At 51.2% G+C, this 19,027-nt stretch carries 16 protein-coding genes; 4 read left to right on the top strand and 12 right to left on the bottom strand.

Annotated features, from left to right (window positions below; all coding sequences use genetic code 11):
* Nucleotides 1-46: 46 nt before the first annotated feature.
* Genes HPY30_00330 through HPY30_00320 form a run of 3 tightly spaced genes read right to left on the bottom strand, consistent with a single transcriptional unit; the run spans nucleotide 47 to nucleotide 4,769 of the window.
* Complete coding sequence (locus HPY30_00330; GenBank protein QYZ64571.1) at nucleotides 47-3,124, bottom strand: efflux RND transporter permease subunit; 3,078 nt, start codon at nucleotides 3,122-3,124, stop codon at nucleotides 47-49.
* Nucleotides 3,121-4,188 (bottom strand): efflux RND transporter periplasmic adaptor subunit, encoded by a 1,068-nt coding sequence (locus HPY30_00325; protein ID QYZ64570.1) that lies wholly within the window; start codon nucleotides 4,186-4,188, stop codon nucleotides 3,121-3,123. Before HPY30_00325 ends, HPY30_00330 begins: the two co-directional genes overlap by 4 nt.
* Complete coding sequence (locus HPY30_00320) at nucleotides 4,185-4,769, bottom strand: TetR/AcrR family transcriptional regulator (GenBank protein QYZ64569.1); 585 nt, start codon at nucleotides 4,767-4,769, stop codon at nucleotides 4,185-4,187. Before HPY30_00320 ends, HPY30_00325 begins: the two co-directional genes overlap by 4 nt.
* A 406-nt stretch (nucleotides 4,770-5,175) precedes the next feature.
* Between HPY30_00320 and HPY30_00315 the strand changes: the two genes are divergently transcribed.
* On the top strand, nucleotides 5,176-6,231 hold the full coding sequence (locus tag HPY30_00315; protein ID QYZ64568.1) for a methyltransferase domain-containing protein: 1,056 nt from the start codon (nucleotides 5,176-5,178) through the stop codon (nucleotides 6,229-6,231).
* Between the two features lie 234 nt (nucleotides 6,232-6,465).
* On the opposite strand, the gene HPY30_00310 is transcribed toward HPY30_00315, so the two are convergent.
* The 5 genes from HPY30_00310 to arfB all read right to left on the bottom strand — a co-directional run bounded on the left by HPY30_00310 (nucleotide 6,466) and on the right by arfB (nucleotide 10,264).
* Nucleotides 6,466-6,657 (bottom strand): hypothetical protein, encoded by a 192-nt coding sequence (locus tag HPY30_00310; protein QYZ64567.1) that lies wholly within the window; start codon nucleotides 6,655-6,657, stop codon nucleotides 6,466-6,468.
* A gap of 314 nt (nucleotides 6,658-6,971) precedes the next feature.
* A complete protein-coding gene (locus tag HPY30_00305; GenBank protein QYZ64566.1) occupies nucleotides 6,972-7,253 on the bottom strand; it encodes a sulfur globule protein CV1 in 282 nt (93 codons plus the stop codon).
* 196 nt (nucleotides 7,254-7,449) lie between these two features.
* Nucleotides 7,450-9,096: a CAP domain-containing protein gene (locus tag HPY30_00300; GenBank protein ID QYZ64565.1), complete on the bottom strand. Its 1,647-nt coding sequence runs from the start codon at nucleotides 9,094-9,096 to the stop codon at nucleotides 7,450-7,452.
* A gap of 207 nt (nucleotides 9,097-9,303) precedes the next feature.
* Nucleotides 9,304-9,855 (bottom strand): YaeQ family protein, encoded by a 552-nt coding sequence (locus tag HPY30_00295; protein QYZ64564.1) that lies wholly within the window; start codon nucleotides 9,853-9,855, stop codon nucleotides 9,304-9,306.
* Nucleotides 9,845-10,264, bottom strand: a complete 420-nt coding sequence (arfB, locus tag HPY30_00290; GenBank protein QYZ64563.1) for an aminoacyl-tRNA hydrolase — start codon at nucleotides 10,262-10,264, stop codon at nucleotides 9,845-9,847. The genes HPY30_00295 and arfB overlap by 11 nt, the downstream gene beginning before the upstream one ends.
* Nucleotides 10,265-10,410: 146 nt before the next feature.
* Here arfB and HPY30_00285 point away from each other — a divergent pair, with 146 nt between their 5' ends.
* Nucleotides 10,411-11,421 (top strand): serine/threonine protein kinase, encoded by a 1,011-nt coding sequence (locus HPY30_00285; GenBank protein QYZ64562.1) that lies wholly within the window; start codon nucleotides 10,411-10,413, stop codon nucleotides 11,419-11,421.
* A 12-nt stretch (nucleotides 11,422-11,433) separates the two neighbouring features.
* Here HPY30_00285 and greB read toward each other — a convergent pair whose 3' ends face one another.
* Complete coding sequence (greB, locus tag HPY30_00280; protein ID QYZ64561.1) at nucleotides 11,434-11,928, bottom strand: transcription elongation factor GreB; 495 nt, start codon at nucleotides 11,926-11,928, stop codon at nucleotides 11,434-11,436.
* Between the two features lie 455 nt (nucleotides 11,929-12,383).
* Here greB and HPY30_00275 point away from each other — a divergent pair, with 455 nt between their 5' ends.
* Entirely contained in the window at nucleotides 12,384-13,631 is a 1,248-nt protein-coding gene (locus tag HPY30_00275; protein QYZ64560.1) for an IS701 family transposase, read from the top strand.
* 31 nt (nucleotides 13,632-13,662) lie between these two features.
* Here HPY30_00275 and HPY30_00270 read toward each other — a convergent pair whose 3' ends face one another.
* The 3 genes from HPY30_00270 to gnd form a co-directional block, all read right to left on the bottom strand.
* Nucleotides 13,663-14,283, bottom strand: coding sequence for a sel1 repeat family protein (locus HPY30_00270; protein ID QYZ64559.1), 621 nt, complete (start codon nucleotides 14,281-14,283; stop codon nucleotides 13,663-13,665).
* Between the two features lie 177 nt (nucleotides 14,284-14,460).
* Nucleotides 14,461-14,733: a helix-hairpin-helix domain-containing protein gene (locus HPY30_00265; GenBank protein ID QYZ64558.1), complete on the bottom strand. Its 273-nt coding sequence runs from the start codon at nucleotides 14,731-14,733 to the stop codon at nucleotides 14,461-14,463.
* Between the two features lie 174 nt (nucleotides 14,734-14,907).
* The gene (gene gnd, locus HPY30_00260) at nucleotides 14,908-15,921 is read right to left on the bottom strand and encodes a decarboxylating 6-phosphogluconate dehydrogenase (GenBank protein ID QYZ64557.1); all 1,014 of its coding nucleotides are present in this window, start codon (nucleotides 15,919-15,921) and stop codon (nucleotides 14,908-14,910) included.
* Nucleotides 15,922-16,197: 276 nt separating this feature from the next.
* On the opposite strand from gnd, the gene HPY30_00255 reads away from it, so the two are divergent.
* Nucleotides 16,198-19,026: a cytochrome C gene (locus tag HPY30_00255; protein ID QYZ64556.1), complete on the top strand. Its 2,829-nt coding sequence runs from the start codon at nucleotides 16,198-16,200 to the stop codon at nucleotides 19,024-19,026.
* The last annotated feature ends 1 nt before the right edge of the window (nucleotide 19,027 follow it).

Genomic DNA, 19,027 nt, shown 5'->3' with positions numbered 1-19,027 from the left:
AATCACGGATTCAGCCAGGATGTAGGGTGCGCTGTGCGCACCATGATTACTCCGGTTGTGGTTTTTTATGCATCTGATTCCGTATCCGTTCTAAACCATTTTCCACCAGTGAATAAACTGCAGGCACGACGATCAGGGTCAACAGTGTTGAACTGACCATGCCGCCAATTACAGCCACAGCAAGTGGTGCATTGGTATCTGCGCCGGCACCTATGCCCATAGCTGCCGGGATCATGGAAAGAATAACTGTCAGCGATGTCATCAATACCGGTCTCAGTCTTATGGGGCAGGCTTCCAGTAAGGCCTCGTTGATTGGCTTGCCCTGTGCCCGCATCTGATTAGTCAGGTCGATGAGCAGTATAGAGTTTTTTGCCACCAGACCAACCAGTAATACCAATCCGATCATGGAATAGATGTTCAGTGAATGCCCGGCTAACCAGAGTCCAAAGATGCCACCAATAATGGCAAGAGGTTGAGCAACCATGACAATCAGAGGCTGTATGAATGAGTTAAACTGACTGGCCAGTGTCATGTAAAGCAGGATCAATCCTGTGGCAAAAGCAAACATGATATAGCCCACCGTTTTACTGAACTCCTTGGCGCGGCCAATAAGTTCTACCTGATAGCCTGTGGGGAGTAATTTTTTCGCTTCATCCAATACAATGATTGAAGCATCCCCCTCCGGTATCGTGGGTGTGGCGAAGAAAGTAGCCGCATATTGCAGATTGTATCGACCTATGGTGGCAGGACCCAGTCCAGATTCAAATTGTGCCACGCTATCCAGTCTGACCAGTTGGCCGGATTGATTGCGCAGATAGGCCTGTTGCAACTCACCTTCATAGGTCATGGTGCCAGGTGCTGTCTTTAGGCGTATATCATAGCGTTCGCCATCACCTGGCTCGTCATTATATTTGGCTACATCCAGGCCACCGACCAGTACCCGTAGCGCATTGCCGACGGTCAAGGCGTCCAGTCCAGCATCTCTGGTTTGTTCACGATCAGGAACGAGTTTGAGTTCGGGCATCTCCAGTTGCAGATCCGTGTCCAGCGGTCCAATGACCGGGATTTGTTGTAACCTGTTGGCTAATTTTGTTGATAGCGCAGCTACCTTTTCCAGGTTTGGCCCCTTGAGTACAAACTGGAGTGGCTCGCCGCGTTGCCCTCCAACTATAGGGACTGGAGCAGCAAAGGCTTTAACGCCCGGTATTTTGGCAAGGTCTACCCGAACCTTTTCAATGATTTTGGTCTGATGTAATTTCCTCTGTTCCCTGGGTATCAGGCTGACATAGATTTCACCCTGATTTACCTGGCCTCTGTCACCGGTTCCAATGGTGCTGAACAGGCCGTAAATTTCATCATATTGTTTCAGGATGTTCTCGACACGGTGAAGTCGATCACGGGTATATTCAATACTGGATCCCAGGGGCGTCTTTAAAGAGACGATAAAGCGAGCCTGATCTTCTTCCGGCATAAACCCCTTGCCTAACTGTCCCATGAACCATCCGCTTGCATAAACGGTCGAGGCCGCCAGTACTATAACCAGCAGGCGTTGGTGGACTGCAAAACCGAGTACTGCTTTGTATAGGCGCTCCATGCCTTGAAATATGGATTCCAGTACGCGGTAGATCAAACCATGGTTCGTTTTGACGCGCAGGTATTTAGCGCACAGCATGGGCGTGAGCGTAACCGATACAAACAGAGAAACCATGACTCCAAAAACCACCACAACCGCAAAGGAACCGATAAATCGACCAATGATTCCTTCCATGAATACCACCGCACCGAATAGAGAAACCAGGGTAAAGGTGGAGGCCAGTATGGCAAACATGACCTGACTGGCGCCTTGAATCGCATGTACCTCTGGTGCGGTGTCAGGATCTTTCGTCATATGCCGGAAGATGTTTTCCAAAACTACAATGGCATCATCAACCACTACCCCGATGAGCAGGAGCAGTCCCAACATGGTCATGGTATTGAAGGTGTAGCCTGCGAAGTAAATGGCTGCAACGGCACCCAGTAGCGAGACAGGAATAGCCGTGGCTACGATCAGGGTGGAGCGCATACTCTTTAGAAATAACCAGACCACCAGTGCCGCCAGCAGAGTACCTTCGAAAAGATGCGTCTTTAACCCTTCAACGATAGCCGTTATCAGGTCAGCATCATCCACGACTATTTCCAGTTTCATGCCAGGCGGAAGCTGCGGCAGGATATCGCCGTCAAGCCTGTGTTTAACTTCTTCGATAAGGGCTACCGTATTGGCGCCGGATATTTTGATCAGTCCCAGTCCAACAGTAGGCGTACCGTTATAGCTGGCAAATCGTCTGAAATCCTCCAGCCCATCTTCGATATCAGCAACCTCATGCAGATAAACCGGCAAATGATCACGATAACTGACGATGAGATTTTTCAGCGCATGCAGGTCATGGTACTCAAGGTCCAGCTTGAGTTGTTGTTCACGATCCGAGCTGACCACGAAGCCGCCAGGCAACTTGATGTGCTCACGTTGAAATGCGCCAATCACATCATCTACTGCGATACCAAGTCCGGCCATGCGATGGATATCCAGATTGATCCGCACGGTGCGTTCACGCTCTCCCGCGATCAACACATTACCTACGCCACTCACCGTTTCAACCCGCTTCTTGATGATGTTTTTGGCATAGAGATTCAACTGCTGCAGGGTGCGATCTCCCTGCAATGACAGCCACATGACAGGGGTTCCACCAACCTCCACCTTTTTGACGATGGGTGTTTCAGTATCATTGGGCAACAGGCGTATTACCTCATTGATTTTTGCCTGCATCTCGTTAAATGCTGTATCAATGTCTTTTGACAGATCAAACTGAACAACTACTACCGATACCCCTGCCAATGATGAGGATTGAATGGTTTCGATACCTGAAATGCTGTTTACTGCGGATTCGATGATATTGGTCACAGATGCATCGATAATGGAGGGATCTCCGCCTGGCAATACCGTAGATACAGATAGCATGGGAAATTCTATTTCTGGCAGTTGGTCAACGCCTATACGGTTATAACTGATCACGCCAAAGAGGATCAGCACCAGGCTGAGCATATAGGTCAGCACATGGTTCTTTATGGAGAAAGCCGGCAGGTTCATTGTGCGCTTTCCTGAATTTCCACTCTTGCACCATCAGTCAGCCAGGCGGCGCCATCCAGCACGATAGATTCCCCTGCGCTAATACCCGACGTCACTTCAATCAGATCTCCTTGTTTCAAACCTGTCGTGACGACCTGCTCCGTCACTGCGTTGCCTTTTATCCGATACAGCACCATACCGGCAGGCCGGCGCACCAGTGTTTTTTCCGGCACGGCCACCGCTTGCGTATGTTTTTCAAGTATCACCCGGGCAATAATACTGGAGCCGGGTTTCCATTGGCCCTCGTTCTGGAAATCAACCAGTGCATGTAACGCTCGATTGCTTTCTTCCAGCATGGGGCGTATGTGAGTTACTTCGCTGATTACGGTTTGCTCACCTTGGGTTAACTCTACCTTCATGCCCAAATAGACCGATGTGGCCAACGTCTCCGGGAAATAGAGACGAGCGCGCAAGCTGTCCGTCGATGCTATCTGAAACAGCAGGGTACCAGGTTTGACGTAATCACCCCTGGAGACCGTCCGTTGTTGAATGATGCCATCGACAGGACTGGTTACTCTGGTATGGGAGAGTTGATAACGAACCTCTTTGAGTTTAGCTCTGGTGCCTATCAATTCTGCCTGGGACTGTTTCAGGGCTGTTAGCGCATCATCCAGAACTGATTGTGAAGCCAGATTTTTACTGAACAGCTCTTTGTTGCGCGTCAGAATTCGTTGTTGATTATCAATCAGGATCTGTAGACGTTGGATTTCAGCGCTGGCGATCTCTGCGGAAATCTTAAATGTCTCATCGTCAAGCGCTGCCAGCAGTTGGCCCGACTGCACCTGCATACCTTCATCCACTTTGATACTGTCAACTTCCGCAGAAACCTTGGCTGCGATATGGGGCGTACTGGGGCTTTCAACCTCTCCTCGAACCATGGTTGTGGAAATCATGGTTGTCTGAACGGCTCTGGTCATGGTGACCGGAGTGGCCTGGGGTGGTGCTATATCTTTAGGAGGTGCTGCAGATACCAAGGTGCTGAGAGTAAGCAGTAGCCATGCCGAACCCAGAAAAAAATGATTCATGTCCTATCTCCCAAATATGCGGATACCACGGCCATTACCTGTTGGGTAATGTAAGCAGGTGTGTTGTGCGCCGGTTGACTGCCAGGGAAGAAACGATCCAAAGGATTCAGCTCATAAGGCTTTTGCACCATGCCAATAATGATGACTGAGAGACTATGTGCGTCACAATCGGGCTTTAATTCAATCAACAGATTCATCAGGTGCTGGAATGAATGACCAAAAACTTCCTGCGCCAGATAGCGTAGTCGCTTTTCATCGCCATCTAATAATTCGCGCTGCATCAGGCGATGAAAATCGGGGTCATCATGCAACACTTCGCTTAATCGGGTGATGAAGTTCTGCAGGCGTAGTATTGGCTTATCCTGCCCAGTCAGTGCTTGCAGTAGCAGTTCTGATTTATTCTCGAAAGTATCGGTGATGACTGCAATATAGAGCGACTGTTTATCCTTGAAATGGTTGTATAAAGCAGGAGTGCTGATGTCAACTGCACACGCGATATTGCGCATGGATACCCCTTCATACCCTCGCTGGGAAAAAAGCAGGATTGCCGCCTTGAGGATGGCTGTTCTTGTATTGCTCACGTCTGTTTTTCCCGGCATATATTAATTAACGTTCATTAATCTTATTCAAGATAGATGACCGGTAACTTTCTGTCAATCATGGGTACAAGCTGGTGGCGTTTAATTCTCTGGAAGGGTGAGCCGTGCGCGCCAGAATGGGTAATCGTGGTGCGTACGGCGCACCCTACGTTCGGCACATTTAGAGAAGCCAACCTCCACCCTGAACCCCGAAATTCGAGTTATCAACGCCAGATGAAGCACCGCTGACCTTCCAGCGTTTAGCCAGAAACCAGTAAGGGCCTCGTGAAACATAATCATGAGAATTACGCGGTAACTTCTGTCGACTTAGGATTAATTTCATAATAGTGTGTGTTGCCAAACCGCTTTTCCAGCGGGCTGTCACACCAGCAAAAGAGATCTGAGAGAGATGAAAGATACGGTTAAAGAGTATTACGGCAAGGTGCTGCAGCACTCTGGAGACCTCCAGACCAATGCCTGCTGCACTGATGCTGAGATGCCTGGCTATCTGCGCGATGCACTGTCCAATATTCACGACGAAGTTATGGCCCGCTACTATGGCTGCGGCCTGGTGAGCCCTCAACTGCTTGAAGGAACAAGAATTCTCGATCTGGGAAGTGGCTCCGGACGGGATTGCTACGCGCTGGGGCAGATGGTCGGTGAGTCGGGGTATGTGCTTGGCGTGGATATGACCGATGAACAACTTGAAGTCGCAGACCGCCATATCGAATGGCATCGTGACCGTTTTGGTTATGCCAAGAGCAATGTGGAATTCCGCAAGGGCTACATCGAGAAATTGGATGAGTTGGGTCTTGAGGAGAGCAGTTTCGACATCATTGTCTCCAACTGTGTCATCAACCTCTCTCCCGACAAGGAGGCCGTGTTGCGGGAGGCCTATCGCCTGCTCAAGCCAGGTGGTGAGCTCTATTTTTCCGATGTTTACTCTGACCGGCGGGTGCCTGAGCATCTGATTGCCGACCCTGTGCTCTACGGCGAATGTCTGAGTGGCGCACTCTACTGGAACGATTTTCAGAATCTGGCGAAAAAAGCGGGATTTGCTGATCCCCGCTTGGTGGAGGATCGCCCGATTACCATTGATAATCCGGAGATCGAAGAGAAGATAGGCCACATCGGTTTCTACTCAGCGACCTATCGGCTGTTCAAGCTGGACGGGTTGGAACCGGCCTGCGAGGACTACGGACAGGCAGTGGTCTATAAAGGGGGTATCCCGGAGAGCGAGCAGACTTTCGCCCTGGATGACCACCATATCATTGAGAAGGGCAGAATGTTTCTGGTCTGCGGCAATACCTACCGGATGCTGAATGAAACCCGCTTCAGTGAATACTTTGAATTCTATGGGAATTGGGATACTCACTACGGTATCTTCGATGATTGTGGCAGTAGTTTGCCCTTCAGGCAGGCAGGGCAGGGTGAAGAGGAATCAGCGGGAGGCAGTTGCTGTTAATCGCGAAAAGAGCCACACCGTAGGCCAGATCAAGCGCAGCGGATCAGGCAATCACTGAATGGGTTACTTTTCCGCGAAAAAAAAGCCGCCTCTCTATTTGAGAGGCGACTAGTGGAGGTCGTTTTAGTGCTAGTATTATTATTTATTATAAAAACATGAAGTTGAGTCTATATCTTCATATAAATTATATTGTTCTCTCATGTTACCCGATTCTCTACGGATAACTACCCTGCATCAGTTAAAGCGTGGGTTGTAAGTCACCCATGTGCCTTCTGCAACAGCCTCTTTGCCTGCTGGATCAAGGGTGTGCACTGACCCATCGGGATGGATGGTAACTGAGACGATTTGTGGATCGTCGTTGGTAACCATGGAGCCGTCATCCATCTGCGCGCCCCAAACTTTGATTGCTCTGCGAATCTTTGCCATTTTAAGCCTCCTGAAAATGAGCATTACGTGCGTGTATTAATAACCAAGTGATCTGGTAGGGATTAGAGCAAAGACCAACTAAAACTGTCAACTATTATTTTGGAATAGTTCTAAACTAATTTCCCTGAAATTTATTAATATGAGTAATGACGTAAATAAGTTATTGTTTTATTAGTTATTAACCAGCGGGCATGGTATTTCATCAGGTGTTTTACAGGCTGGGGGTATTGTGGAGATGGATCGGCTTTACAGACCCTGAAAACAAAAAAAGCCAGCCCGAAGGCTGGCTTTTTCCTGATCAGGCGTGGCCTGAATTACTTTGCGGCTTCCGGTGCAGCGGGGGTAACCGGGGCAACAGGTGCGTAGGGAGCGCCGTAAGGTGCATAACCGTAGTAGTAGGGTGCATCATAGCCGTAACCACGAGCGGTGGTATGGGCGCTTGAACGGGCTTTGCCTGAGAAGTTCATGTTGAAAGCCATGTCGCCGTCACCAAAACCGTCGAACATGCCGTCGTTGTAGCCGTTGTCGTTGAAACCCCAGAAAGCGTTGGCCTGGGTGGAGGCGATCAGTGCGGCAATTGCGATGATTTTTTTCATGATTGTATTCCTGTATCGGTAATAAGTTGTTTGATTTTGTTTTCGGTCGTTGTGACTCGATGGGGATAAGTATATAAGCAAAAACTAATATGTCAACAGGTTTTTTATCGCCCTTAAAAATATCTTATGGGACGAAGTGGTGATCGGAATAGCTTACGGGGTTTGCTGGGAGAGCGTATCGAGTGAATCGTGATGATCAGCAGCCAGTCGGCAGAAGTTCGATGTTGTAGATGCTGGAAAACTGCAGCGTAACAGGGGCACAGGTTTCACCTTGAATACGGACACGCAGGGTATTGAGATCGATACTATTCAGGTCGACACGTATTTTTGGGTGGTGCGTTGCTTTGACCTGAGCCGGAAGGGTGGGAAAGTCAACCGTGGGTGGCCAATAGAGTGCGTAGTTCACTCCAGGGGTTATCCTGATGATATTCGGGGACTGATCCAGGTGGATCAGAGCTCCACCAGGGTCCTGAGTGGTGAAGGTCCAATTCAATGTTTGTTGAGCACCATTCGCATTGAGTTTTGCAATGGCCAGGTATGACTGGTTCCAGTCGAGCCGCTGAAGCGGGAAGAGCGCAAACTGCCGACGGGTAAATCGATGGTTGGGGTCATTTTCTGAGTTTATCAGTCGAACCTGTTCTACTTGCTCAAGCCCTTGGTCAGTGATTTTGTGAAGGGTGAAGGCACCAAGAGATAGGGTCCCTGTCAGTGCTGGATTGACCTGGATTGAGATCGGATAACCAGAGACCTCATAGTCCGGCAGCGGGTCGGGTTCCTCTGCATAGAATGCGGGAGGGATATTTACGGCATCCTTAGGTGGCCAGAGGACAACCTCCGGATTCTCCTCGTGACGCAACCGGGTGAGCTGTTCGACGTATTCCTCACGCAATTTCACCGGGTTTGCACAAAATTGCAGATAGCTGCAGGAGGCAGTGTAGCGTCCCCAATCCGGCGTTGATCTGCAGTTTTCCCGGAACCACTCTGCTGTTACCCTCACAGGGGGTTCGCATATTTCGTAGTACTTGCCGCTCTGATCGTAGTTGGCCCCTGCAGGGGGTGTGCTGCAAAAAGCCTCGAGCCACTCAGCATCAATCTGTTTGTTGCCATGGCAGATTGTGTAGTATCTACCGGTTCCGGAAAATATCGCTTGTGGGGGAGTTTGTCGGCAAAACTGCTCCATATAGTCGCTATTAAGCAACATGCCTCCGGGGCAGGCTTCCGGCCATGGCTTGCGGAAGTGGGCGTGTGGTGGGATCTCATTGCAGAGCTGCGTGAAATAGTCCTGAGTCAATTGTGTACCCAAACAGTTTACCGGGGCACTGGAGACGGCGACCGCAGGGGGTTGGGTACAGAGTTGCTGAAGGTCGCTGCGTCCGAGTTTGAAAACCTGAGATATGCCTTCGAGTGACATGCCAATCTCATCAGCGGCAAAATCGAGGAAGGTGAAACGGTGGTAGATGGCGCTCATCAGATTGTCGATGGCACTGTGAACGTCGTGCTTTCCGATAGTGGCATTTTCCTTGACTAACTCATGGGCATAGCCTGCATTTTGCGCCCGTTTGCCGGGATCGATGCCACTGAAGCCAGGATTGCCTTTGATCTCGGTGTGGGCGGAGATGGATAGATAGGGGGGCTTGGCATTACGGTTGATGTCAAGATAGTAGGCGTGACTGCCTGCTGCAGTGGCCAATTGAATATTGTGCCTGAATTCTACCATCCCAGCCTGGGTGCGCAGTTGATTGAGATATTCCAGGCCGGTGTCAGAGAGGGATATCTGACTCCAGATGAGCAGGATTGTCAGGAGACCGGAACTTTGCCGCAAGTGGTTTAGAGGTTTCGACATGTCAGTTAGGATGGCGCTGATCAAAAAATTTTTTTGTCATCTCGACCGCAGGGAGAGATCTCCAGCTTCGAAGCTGCAAATGAGCGATTGTAGACCCGTTCAAATTTGCGAAACTGGCAAAAGCCGCTTGTCGTGCTGAGTCTGTTGCTTGATCCGCTGTGCTTGGTCATGCCTGCGAATTCAAAGTGGCGAGGTTCAAAGTTTCTCTCAAACGTTCTCTGCGTGTTTCCAGATTGCCGGATTGATCTCGATGGTCTCGCTGTCGCTGCCGAACCAGACTTGTCCATCCTGAATGGTGCACTGTAGCTGCATGTTGCGCTGTGCCAGGTTCGCCAGTGCCTGACTGGAGTCGTCTGATAGGTTGATTACCGAGAGGTTGGAGAGGCGTTGCAGATTGTCCCGGTTCTGTTCCCACCAGATATCGGCCCCACGGCCGGAATAGAGGTATACGATTACGTTCTTGGCGCGGCCAGAGGCCTTGCGTAACCTTTTTTCGTCGGGCTGTCCGAGTTCTATCCAGCAGTCGATCTCGCCGCTCAGACTCTTATTCCAGATATCGGGTTCATCATCGGTACTGATCCCTTTGGTGAAGATGAGCCGTTCATCTGCGTTCATGGCAAAGGCCAGCAGCCGCACCATCATGCGCTCGTCTGTTTCTGACGGGTGGCGGGCAACGGTGAGTAGGTGTTCCTGATAGTAGTTTCTGTCCATATCCGCAATCTGCAGCGTGGCCTTGAAGATAGTCGCTTTAAGAGCCATCGTGTACTTTTCCCCGCAGGGCCTTTTTCTGGCCGTGTTTGTTTTTCCGATCCAGTCTTTTTCGTTGCGAGCTTCGACTAGGCTTGGTTTTGACGCGTTTCTTGCGGGTGACGGTGACGCTCTTGAGCAGTTCCTGCAGACGCTCCAGAGCGGCTGTCCGGTTTTTTTCCTGGCTCCTGAACTGTTGGGCCTTGATGACGATGATGCCCTCTTTGTTGATGCGGTGATCTGAGAGCAAGAGCAAACGATGTTTATAGAAATCGGGCAGGGAAGAGGCCTGGATGTCGAAACGCAGATGGATGGCGCTGGATACCTTGTTGACATTCTGTCCGCCGGCACCTTGCGCGCGTATCGCCACAAATTCGATCTCGTCATCGGGGATGCTGACTTGGTGGGAGATTTTCAACATGAAAGGTCTCGGATGAAAATGTGGTCTAAATCAAGAAACTCAGTGCAATGCCAGAAATAGATCGCTTCGATTCATTGATCATTCTACCACTGTAAAGTGCCGTGCCGCCCTGTTCTGCTAAACTGCACGCGTTTTTATAAGATTGGATGACCGGGAATGTGAACGACCCCTCTGCTGATATACAAGTATATGCCGCGCTGACGCCTGACAGGATGCTGGATGCGATCGAGGCAACTGGCGTCGACTGCGACGGCAGGTTTCTGGCGCTGAACAGCTACGAAAACCGCGTCTACCAGGTCGGCGTTGAGGACAGTGTTCCGATTGTTGCCAAGTTCTACCGGCCTAATCGCTGGTCGGACGAGGCGATTCTGGAGGAGCATCAGTTTACTCAGTTGCTGGCAGATCAGGAGATCCCGGTCATTGCCCCTATCGTGGATTGCAATGGTGAAAGTCTGCATCGGCAGGGTTCCTATCGATTCGCCCTCTACCCTTCCCGGGGTGGGCATGCACCTGAACTCGACAACCCTGATCATCTGGAGCAGTTGGGGCGTTTCGTCGGCCGAATTCACGCTTTTGGCGCTACAGGTTCATTTTCTCACCGGCCGAAAATTGATATCGAGAGTTATGCCGTCAAGCCGCGGGCGTTTCTCCTGGAGAAGGGGTTTATTCCGGCGCATCTGACGGCCGCCTATCAGACCCTCACTGCAGATCTGGTCAAACAGATCGGGGGGAGTTTTGAACGGGCAGGTGAAATCAGGACCTTGAGACTACATGGAGATTGCCATCCCGGTAACATCCTCTGGAATGAAGGAAGCGCCCATATTGTGGATTTTGATGATGCCCGCACAGGACCGGCGATACAGGATCTTTGGATGTTTCTCTCCGGTGACCGGGCCTATATGACTGCCAGGCTGGCGGATCTTCTGGAGGGCTATACTCAGTTCTTCGATTTCAACCCTGCCGAGCTGCATTTGATTGAAGGTCTCAGGACAATGCGTTTGATTCACTATGCCGCCTGGATCGCCTCTCGCTGGGACGACCCTGCCTTTCCTGCGGCTTTTCCCTGGTTCGATACCGACCGCTATTGGGAAGAGCATATCCTGATGTTGCGGGAACAGGCGGCTTTATTGGATGAGCCGCCACTGATCTGGGACTGACCGGCGGGTCGTCTACAAATATTCTATCTCTGTGATCCAGTAGATATCCTTCCCGCCAGGGGTATTCACCTCTACCTCATCATCCAGGTTCTTTTTCATCAGGGCGCGGGCGAGAGGGGAGTCCATGCTTATATAACCCGCTTCAAAATCGATCTCGTCTGGCCCGACGATACGGTATCGCGACGTCTCTCTCGTTGAGTCCTCCAGGGTCACCCAGGCGGCAAAAAAGACCTGCTGCGGGTTGGTTGGTCCCTGATCGACAATCTTTAGCGAAGGCAGTCTTTTTTGCAGATAGCGGATTCGCCAGTCTATCCCGCGCAGCTCTTTTTTGCGGTAGATGTATTCCGCATTTTCTGAGCGGTCACCTTCAGCAGCGGCAGCACTCAGCGCTTTTGTGACATCTCTACGGCGTAGCCACAGGGCGCGCTCTTCCTCTTCGAGGCGTCTGTAGCCATGCGCGGTGATATAAGGGGACTTTGGTGGAGCGGGGGGACGGTATCTGCCCATGATTATTCAATCTGTTTTTCTAGGAAGATATCTCAAACCAAAGGACAGAAATGACAATTAACTTAGGGAACCCCTGAATAATTGTCATTTCGAGCATCGCGAGAAATCTCAACCTACGTAAGCCTTTGATAACTCCGTAGTTTGAGATCTCTCCCTGCGGTCGAGATGACAGAGACCGGATTAATCAGAGATTCCTTAGTTCTACTTTGTCAGATTAGATCTATAAGTAACTCACTGAATAATATAAAATATATGCTGTGAATTTCTTGGCAATCATCGTAAGGAAGAGCATCAAATGACAAGCACCAAGGTCATTTGAATTACCTGATACGCGCATAAGTAGAATCGATCGCATAGCGGAGCGATTCCAACGTTTCCAGTACCGCTTTGAATCCCATTTTCGAAGCAAGACGAGGTCGGTGTTTCAACCGGTCACACACTATCTCAAAGGCCTGATGCAAGCGCAGAGAAAGAACATGGAACGCATGGAAGAGGTGGTTGCAGGCGCAGATGATCAGCGTCTCCAGCATATGCTCACCGAGTCCCCGTGGGATCATCGTGCGGTGTTAGACCAAGTGGCGCTGGAAGCCGATCAATGGCTGGGTGGAACCGCGGATACCTGTCTGTTGCTCGATGAGAGTGGCCTTGCCAAGAAGGGTAAACATTCAGTGGGGGTTAAACGCCAATGGAATGGCCGCCAGGGCAAGGTGGATAACTGCCAGGTTGGTGTATTCGCAGCACTGGGTAAAGGGCACTTGTCCACGCTGATAGATGAACGTCTCTATCTACCCAAAGAGTGGGTATCGAACCCGGCTCGCTGTCGCAAGGCGGGTATCCCGGAAGTTGAACGGAAACATCAAAGCAAGTCAGAGTTGGCGCTGGAGATGGTGCGTCATCAGAGGACGCTTGGCCTGCGTTTTGCCTGGGTGGGTGCAGATGGGGGATACGGGAAGGATCCGGCTTTTCTGAGGGGTTTGGAGGCGATGGGTGAAACCTTTGTGGTGGACATCCACAAAGACCAACAGGTCTACCTGGAAGATCCACAGCCGTTCATACCGGAGAGCACGACAACGCGCGGTCGTCGTCGAAGTCGTCTGCAAGCCCAGGCAGCCCGTCTGCGCGTTGACCAGTGGCTCAATGAGCAACGGGACAGCGAGTGGCAGCAAGTGGTATTACGGGATAGCAGCAAGGGCAAACTGCGCGTCGAGATCCTGCATCATCGGGTTTGGCTTTGGGATGGAAAAGAAGCCCAGGCACATCAATGGCACCTGATTGTACGACGAGAGGTCAATTCACCGGAGACGATTAAATACACCTTGTCGAATGCACCGGAAGAAACGCCATCCCATTGTCTTGCAAAGATGCAGGCGCAGCGGTTCTGGGTTGAGCGTTCGTTCCAGGATGGTAAGAGTGAATCAGGTCTTGCTGATTATCAGGCCCGTAAATGGAAATCCTGGCATCACCATATGGCCTTGGTCATGATGGCGATGTTATTCATGCTCGAAGAGCGAATTGTGCAAAAAGATGATCACCCCTTACTCAGTTGTTCAGACATCGAATCGCTATTGCGTGCCTTCCTGCCACGGCGAGATATTGAACGCGATGAAATACTACGGCAAATGACGAAACGGCATCGTAAACGACAAGCGGCTATCGACTCCCAATATCGAAAACAGACGCTGGAACAGTCGGTTGCCGGGTGATGGAATCTGACAAAGTAGAATTAGAAGTGTCCTAGATATCCCCAGCATTATTGACGTACTGGTTCCTGTACTTGTCAAATAAATCAATACCGGCTTTCTTCTGTTGTGGGGTCATCATTCGCGAAGTTTCAATGATAATATCTGTTGCCAACTTGTAACCTGAACGGCTTGCCAGCTTGTACCAGGCATACGCCTCGACGAGGTCTGTTTGGACGCCTTGGCCGTGTCGGTACATATCCCCAAGCATGAATTGTGATGTAGGGACACCCTTTTCGGCACTTATCCGCCACCAGCGCATGGCCTCTTTATAGTCTTGTTTCCAACCAGGCTCGGGACCCATTACGGTGCCACCGTAATAGTTTTTCAGCGCCAGCAGGTTTTGTGCAGGCAGGTAGTCTGAATCTGCTGCCACACGCCACCAGTGAGCCGTTTTTTCAGCATCCTGCACATTTTCAGGGCCGTAATCATAAACTTCTCCCAAATAGGTTTGTGAGACCGGATCTCCCATCTTGGCGGCTTCGGTACAGGGGACGATGGCAGCTTCATATTCGGCAGCAGCGAAGAGTCGTTCACATTGCTGGATGGGGGTTTCAGCAGAAACCACAGTGGGCAAAAGAAGAGGAAGTAAAATGCAGACTGTATTTTTGTACATGGAGAGCATGATTGCTACGGACCAAGATCGATTGTGAAAAACAGGATTCAGCTAAAGATACTGATTCTGCATCAGTTTTTCCAGTGGATTGATTGCCTCGTCTTCGCCAGGGTTAATGAAGTGGCTTGCGATAGGCGGAGCCTGTTTTCCAGACTCCGCCCTTCTGTCATGGGTTTGTTAATCTGAATCCAGTGACAGCATAGGTCGCAAAGTTGATAACAGTTTGTCCCCCACACCGGGCACCAGAGTCAGCTGATCCACAGAGGTAAAACTGCCGTGTTCCTGCCGAAATTTGATGATGGCTTCCGCTTTGGAAGCACCAATACCCTTGAGCTCGGATGCCAGGGTCTGTGCGTCAGCCTTGTTGATATTAACCACTTCTGCACTGGCAGTAACCGGTAGAGCCAAAAGCATCAATATCAGTGTAATGTTATGAATGAATCCTTTCATTGCCTATCTCCTTAGAAAAACTTGACCAGGTTGTCTTTAAATATGGGAAGTTACACTTCAATATCCCACACCCTCACCCCGAGGGGCTTAGCAATTCTGGCCCGAGGAGGAATTAAAGTCATTGGTAGATGTCTTAAGATTCTGTAGGATTTTTCTTAGTGCTTATTGCAGGGGTTAGTCGCTCTTCTCTTTATGTCCACCGAATTCGTAGCGCATGGCGGACAGTAGCCTGTCTCCATAATCAGCCTCTCCACGGGAGGAGAAACGGTTGAATAGGGCAGCGGTGAGTACATGGGCAGGAGCCCCCGATTCGATGGCAGCTATGCTGGTCCAACGCCCTTCGCCGGAGTCGGAGACTCTGCCGGAAAAATCGGTGAGATTGGGGTTGTCGCCCAGTGCGGCGGCGGTGAGGTCGAGTAGCCAGGAGGAGACAACACTGCCCCGGCGCCAGAGTTCGGCCACCTGCGCAACGTCTATATCGTATTGGAATGTCTCGGGATCCCTCAGTGGGGTGGTCTCCGCATCGGACTCGGCGGCCAGCTGCCCAACGTTGGCGTGGCGGAGGATATTGAACCCTTCGGCATAGGCAGCCATCAAGCCATACTCGATGCCGTTGTGCACCATTTTGACAAAGTGTCCTGCCCCTGCAGGTCCGCAGTGGAGCCACCCCTGTTCTGCCGGTCCTGGATTGCCGGAACGACTGCGGGTGCGGGGAATTTTGCCAACCCCGGGAGCCAGTGAGGTGAAAACAGGTTGAAGCCGAGAGACAGTTTCCTGTTCGCCGCCGATCATCAGACAGTAACCCCGTTCAAGTCCCAGGACTCCGCCGCTGGTGCCGACATCGAGATAGTGGATGCCTCTCTCATGGAGGTGTTTATAACGGGTAATGTCATCCTTGTAGTAGGAGTTGCCGCCATCGATGATGGTGTCACCCTCGTCCAGGTAGGCGGAAATCGCCGTAATGGTGTTGTCCACCACACCCGCCGGCACCATGATCCAGACTGCGCGGGGAGCTTCCAGTTTCTGCACCAGATCCTGCCAATCCGTGGCGCCGGTGGCACCCTCCTGTTCCATTTGAGTGACTGCCTCCCGGTTCAGGTCGTAGGCAATACACTCGTGACCGTCTTTCATCAATCGCCGCACCATGTTGGCGCCCATGCGCCCCAAACCGATCATTCCCAGTTGCATCCCGTTCCTCCGATTAATTCCAGTCGATACGCTCATCTCATTAACGTCATTTTAGTCTAACGCTGTAGATAGAGTGATATCCCATAATTTATGGTGGGATATCCCACAATTCAAATAAAGTCCTAAACTAAATTTTTCCTATCTTGCTGATTCCAAAGAAAATTAAATTTTGGCATGACTCCTGCTTTTGGGTTTTACGAACAAGTGCTAAAAACTTGCATGCCTTCCGCACGTTGGTCGGCAGTAGTACCTAAATAATTAAAAAGGGGAGAGATCATGTTGGGAAAATCCCGTAAGGCCGGCCTTTTGTTAAAGGCCGGGTTTCTGGTATTTACGTTTGCGGGCATCAATAGTTCCTGGGCCGGTGTACTGGATGAGCCGAAGGCCCATCCCGCCATTCCGTTGCTGGATGAGAGTGGCAGCCATGTGTTGGATAGCGGTAAGCCTTACAGTCCGCGCATGAGTTGCGGCACAGGTGGCTGTCACGACTACGATGCGATTACCCACGCCTTCCATTTTGAACAGGGGCGTGACGAAGCAAGAGATGACTTTGGTGCCGAGCGTGGTCTGCCGCAATTGGTCTCTCCCGGGTATTACGGTGGATATAACTGCATGGGCAGCAATAACCCCGATATCCTGGCGAAAAAGGAGAATGCCACAGAATCCGATTTTGCCGATCATGGCTCTGCCGGACTGGTCAAACGCTGCGTCAGCTGTCATTCCGGTGGCGGTTGGATGGAGAAGGACCGTAACGGTCGACGCTACGATGAGGTGGATCCAACCACCGTAACGGCACTGGATGGTGACTACTTCAATCGTAGTACTGATGCTGATGGTAACCCGGTAATAACCCAGTGGGACTGGCAGAAGAGTGGGGTGGTGGAGAACGACTGCCTGATGTGCCATGCCAGATATGTCGATCTGAAAAGTTTTGATGCCAGATTGCCCGCCGGTGATGCGCCGCTGGACATGTTCAAGGATGTACGCCGTCATGCGTTGATAGACAATGATCATTTCCGTTATGCCGATAGTGCGATCCTTGAGTTTCTGAATATCAATATGGATGGCAACCCTGCGAACGACAAGGCGTTGATGCAGTTTGCCCGCGTCGATGATGATGCCGATGGGGCGGTTGCAGTGGAGGCAATTCCAGTGGATGCGAATGGTGAGCCTGTCATCACCTGGAATGCGGCTGCCTTCGACGGCGACAGAAAGGCTGTGATTCCCATGGTTCGATATCCTGCCAACGACGCCTGCATGCAGTGCCATCGTACCGCCAATTCACGGCGAGGTTTTTACGGTTTCGGTGATAACGCCACGCTGGTCTATGAAGAGAATGACCTGCTGGTGCGGGACTATCAGGATGATGTGCATAAGGGACTGGACTGGACCGAGGCCAATGGTGAAACCCGGGAGATCCAGAACTGTAATGCCTGCCACACGCGCAATTACTACAATCCATCCCATTCCAATGTGGATCTGGATGCCGACCACAGCTTCCTCAAGGGCAACTCCGACATGGATGTGGCCAACGAGCGCGATTACACACCCTCGGCCAAATCCTGCGTCTATTGTCACGATGATGCAGAGACACCTGCGATCCCATCCGGTCATCCCGACATGCTGAGCGCACACAGGGAACGCTGGAAACTTGCTGGAGATATGGCGGGTTACACGGAAAATTCACTCACCAGTATCACCCAGACCCATCTTGATGTAGTTACCTGTGAGGCGTGTCATATCACTGATAAGGCGAGTCGTGGCACATCATTGCAGATCATGTACCGCTATGCGGCCAGTGAGGACGGAAAAGTGCGTCTTCGCCCCTACAACGCAAGATACCGTTACTACTGGAAGGATAAAACCAGCGGTTATGTCTTCAGCCAGACAGAACGTAACAGCGCATTTCGTATGGAGACCGATGCCAATGGTGACCAGTACGGTGCGGTAATCGATCCGGTTTCCGGTGCTGAGTTGGGACAGGTGACGGTGCGTTTTTCACACGGCTCCTGGCGTTTTGGTGACCCTGCCGATTATGACACCATGATGGCGCTGAAAGGTGCCTATGACGCCGTGCTGCTAGGCAAGGGGTTGGAAAATCCCGATGCGGTTCTGGTCTGGAGTGCATCCAACTTCTATGTGATGTCCCACAATACCCGGCCTGCTGTAGAGGCAGCACAGTGTGAAGATTGCCATACACAAACGGCACGGGGCGCCTTTAGTTCGCTGATCTCAAACGATGGTATTCTGAGTGAGGCAAATATCAAGACTGTCACTACCGTGGTGGACAAACGTCTGGTGGATGAAGGGGTAATCGTTTTTGATTTCCCCTCCATGAAAGTGGATGCCAACGGCGTGGTGACCGAAAATGTTTCCGACATTCTCTACTCCAGTGGAATCAATCCCTCCCTTTCCCGTCTGAATTCCTCTATTGCTCCTGTGATCAGCGGTATGGTTCAGAAGATAGTCAGCGACACTGCTATGGCAGGTATCGGTCTTGCTGAAGGGGATATTGCTCCGCTGCAGCTGTTAATGCCCACTGGGGAGATCTATCTGTTTCAACCCAGCAACGGTGAGCCTGCGGTGCGTCAGGTCGCTATCATGTCGGAGGACAGTGTGCAGGCAGGTGTGGTGTTACCCACCTATCGTTTCCTGGTCGGAATGGGGAGTGACGAACTGGCCACTGCGGCAACCCAGGCTACCAATCGTCAGACCTATATGGTCTATCGACTCGAAGCCACAGACAGCAGTGGCAACCCGGTCACCCAATTTCCGGGTACACCGCTCTATGTGAAGTTGCCCTGGAGTGGCACCGATGTGGATCAAGTCAGCATCGTTACCTCGTCGGATGGAGTCGCCTGGGGTCAGGTTGATCCTGCCAGTATTGTGCTGGTTCGCCCTCAGACAGCGGCCGAGGATGGCTACGTGGTTATGCGCACTGACCATTTCAGTTACTACGCAGTAACCGATGCGGTAGCCCGTGACACGGTTGACAGTACATCCATCTCATCCAGCGGAGGTGGCTCCGTCATTTATCTACCGATGGTGTTGCTGCTCCTGTTAAGTGGACGCCTTCTCCAGCGAAGAAAAACAGCACGGATCTGAT

Source organism: Gammaproteobacteria bacterium (ex Lamellibrachia satsuma), from assembly GCA_019623805.1.
Lineage (GTDB): Bacteria > Pseudomonadota > Gammaproteobacteria > Chromatiales > Chromatiaceae > QGON01.
The sequence above is the reverse complement of the archived record's forward strand: the minus strand, read 5'-3'. Positions and strand labels throughout refer to the sequence as shown.

What these genes read in the sequence shown, in the direction of transcription:
- HPY30_00325 (QYZ64570.1), bottom strand. Translation starts at nt 4,188, where the DNA reads ATGAATCATTTTTTTCTGGGTTCGGCATGGCTACTGCTTACTCTCAGC.
- greB (QYZ64561.1), bottom strand. Translation starts at nt 11,928, where the DNA reads ATGGGCAGATACCGTCCCCCCGCTCCACCAAAGTCCCCTTATATCACC.
- HPY30_00330 (QYZ64571.1), bottom strand. Translation starts at nt 3,124, where the DNA reads ATGAACCTGCCGGCTTTCTCCATAAAGAACCATGTGCTGACCTATATG.
- HPY30_00310 (QYZ64567.1), bottom strand. Translation starts at nt 6,657, where the DNA reads ATGGCAAAGATTCGCAGAGCAATCAAAGTTTGGGGCGCGCAGATGGAT.
- gnd (QYZ64557.1), bottom strand. Translation starts at nt 15,921, where the DNA reads ATGCAACTGGGAATGATCGGTTTGGGGCGCATGGGCGCCAACATGGTG.
- HPY30_00255 (QYZ64556.1), top strand. Translation starts at nt 16,198, where the DNA reads ATGTTGGGAAAATCCCGTAAGGCCGGCCTTTTGTTAAAGGCCGGGTTT.
- HPY30_00275 (QYZ64560.1), top strand. Translation starts at nt 12,384, where the DNA reads ATGCAAGCGCAGAGAAAGAACATGGAACGCATGGAAGAGGTGGTTGCA.
- HPY30_00270 (QYZ64559.1), bottom strand. Translation starts at nt 14,283, where the DNA reads ATGTACAAAAATACAGTCTGCATTTTACTTCCTCTTCTTTTGCCCACT.
- arfB (QYZ64563.1), bottom strand. Translation starts at nt 10,264, where the DNA reads ATGTTGAAAATCTCCCACCAAGTCAGCATCCCCGATGACGAGATCGAA.
- HPY30_00300 (QYZ64565.1), bottom strand. Translation starts at nt 9,096, where the DNA reads ATGTCGAAACCTCTAAACCACTTGCGGCAAAGTTCCGGTCTCCTGACA.
- HPY30_00315 (QYZ64568.1), top strand. Translation starts at nt 5,176, where the DNA reads ATGAAAGATACGGTTAAAGAGTATTACGGCAAGGTGCTGCAGCACTCT.
- HPY30_00305 (QYZ64566.1), bottom strand. Translation starts at nt 7,253, where the DNA reads ATGAAAAAAATCATCGCAATTGCCGCACTGATCGCCTCCACCCAGGCC.
- HPY30_00265 (QYZ64558.1), bottom strand. Translation starts at nt 14,733, where the DNA reads ATGAAAGGATTCATTCATAACATTACACTGATATTGATGCTTTTGGCT.
- HPY30_00295 (QYZ64564.1), bottom strand. Translation starts at nt 9,855, where the DNA reads ATGGCTCTTAAAGCGACTATCTTCAAGGCCACGCTGCAGATTGCGGAT.
- HPY30_00285 (QYZ64562.1), top strand. Translation starts at nt 10,411, where the DNA reads ATGACCGGGAATGTGAACGACCCCTCTGCTGATATACAAGTATATGCC.